The sequence below is a fragment of the Pseudomonas sp. YuFO8 genome, assembly GCF_035065025.1.
GTDB lineage: Bacteria > Pseudomonadota > Gammaproteobacteria > Pseudomonadales > Pseudomonadaceae > Aquipseudomonas > Aquipseudomonas putida_AE.
Genome location: NZ_JAXDEQ010000093.1, coordinates 1 through 2,142 on the forward strand (window position 1 = coordinate 1; position 2,142 = coordinate 2,142).

General features: G+C 65.1%; 1 protein-coding gene. It reads left to right on the top strand.

Annotated elements, in window-relative coordinates; translation table 11 throughout:
• Positions 1-2,142, top strand: a 2,142-nt coding sequence (locus tag SOP95_RS31435) for an Ig-like domain-containing protein (protein WP_323609506.1), incomplete at both ends; no start/stop codon positions are given.

The following is a 2,142-nucleotide window of genomic DNA, read 5'->3' on the forward strand; positions in this document are numbered from 1 at the left end:
ATCAACGGCACCTATGGTTACCTGACCCTGGATGCGGCGGGCAACGCCGTGTACCACAGCTACCCGAACTCGGTGAGCGCGCCGGGCGCGAGCGATGTGTTCACCTACACCTTGCGCGATGCCGACGGTGACGAAAGCACCACCACGGTGACCATCGACGTGCACAACAGCTGCCTGGTCGCGGCCAGCGATCACGACGTGACCGTGTATGAAAAAGCCCTGGACCCGTACCAGGACGGTCAGGACCTGGCGCCCGGCACCGTGACCGGCAGCCAGCCATACAACACCGGTGAAACCGCCAGCGGCACACTGGTCGGTGCAGTTCACGGCGGCAGCGGCGCCATCACCTACAGCCTGCTCAGCAATGCCATCGGCACCTACGGCCAGCTGCTGCTGAACCCGGACGGCAGCTACACCTACACCCTGACTTCGCCGGCCAGCACCGCACCGCAAGCCAACGACGGCGCCAACACCCTGCACGAAAGCTTCACCTACCAGGCCGTCGATGGCCTGGGTAATGTGGTCACCAGCACTATCGTGATCAACATCGTCGATGACGTGCCAACCGCTATCCCGGACATCGCCTCGGTGGGAGAGGGCGGCTACATCGGTGGCAACGTACTGTGGAACGACAACGTGGGTGCCGATGGCCAGTTCGCTGGCGGTGGCGTGGTCGGCGTGCGCGCAGGCTCCGACACCTCGACCCCGGTGCACGGCGGCCTGAACACCCAGATCAACGGCACCTACGGTTACCTGACCCTGGATGCGGCAGGCAACGCGCTGTACCACAGCTACCCGAACGCGGTGAGCGGCCCGGGTGCGAGCGATGTGTTCACCTACACCCTGCGCGATGCCGACGGTGACGAAAGCACCACCACCGTCACCATCGACGTGCACAACAGCTGCCTGGTCGCGGCCAGTGACCAGGACGTGACCGTCTTCGAAAAAGCCCTCGACCTGAACCAGGATGGCCAGGACCTTGCCCCCGGCAGCGTGACCGGCAGCCAGCCTGGCAATAGCGGCGAAACCGGCAGCGGTACCCTGGTCGGCGCGGTGCATGGCGGCAGCGGCAGCATCACCTACAGCCTGGTCAGCAATGCCATCGGCACCTACGGCCAGTTGCTGCTGCATCCGGACGGCAGCTACACCTACACCCTGACATCGCCGGCCAGCACCACGCCGCACGCGGACGACGGCGCCAATACCCTGCACGAAAGCTTCACCTACCAGGCCACTGACGGCCTGGGCAACATCGTCACCAGCACCATCGAGATCAACATCGTCGACGACGTGCCCCAGGCGATCGATGACCACAACCTCAATACTGCCTCGGAAACCCTGCTCACCCTCGAAGGCAACGTCCTGGGCAACGACGTGCAAGGCGCCGACCGCGTCGTGACCGGCCCCAACAGTGGCCCGATCACCCCCGGCACCTTCGTCGGCACCTACGGCACCCTGGTGCTCAACGCCAACGGTACCTACACCTACACCCTCAATCCCGGCGACGCTGACTTCAAGGCCTTGCACGCCGGCGGCAACGGCACCGAGACCTTCACCTACACCCTGACCGACGCCGACGGCGACAGCAGCACCGCCAACCTGGTGCTGAACGTGCACAACAACGACGACGGGGTGACCCTCGGCGGCCTGGACGTCGCAGGTGGCGAACTGACCGTCTACGAGAAAAACCTCACCTACGGCAGCGACCCCGACGCCCCGGCGCTGACCCAGCACGGGACCTTCACCGTGAACGCCCCGGATGGCCTGCAGAGCCTGAGCATTTCCGGCGTCGAGATCATCAGCGGTGGCGTGGTCCAGGGCTTGCCGATCTCCGGCAGCACCTGGATAGGCAGCACCCTGACCATCACCGGTTTTGACCCAGCCACCGGCGTGGTGAGCTACAGCTACACCCTCAACTACACCGAAACCCATCCCAACGCCGACGGCGCCAACAGCATCACCGAGAACTTCGAAGTCATCGCCGTGGATGCCGACGGCAGCGAGGCGCGTGGCGAAATCAACGTCAAGGTGGTCGACGACCTGCCGACCGCCAAGCCCGATGCGACTTCGGTGGCCGAGGGCGGCACCGTCACCGGCAACGTGCTGGTAAACGATATCGGCGGTTCCGATGGCTCCGGCGGT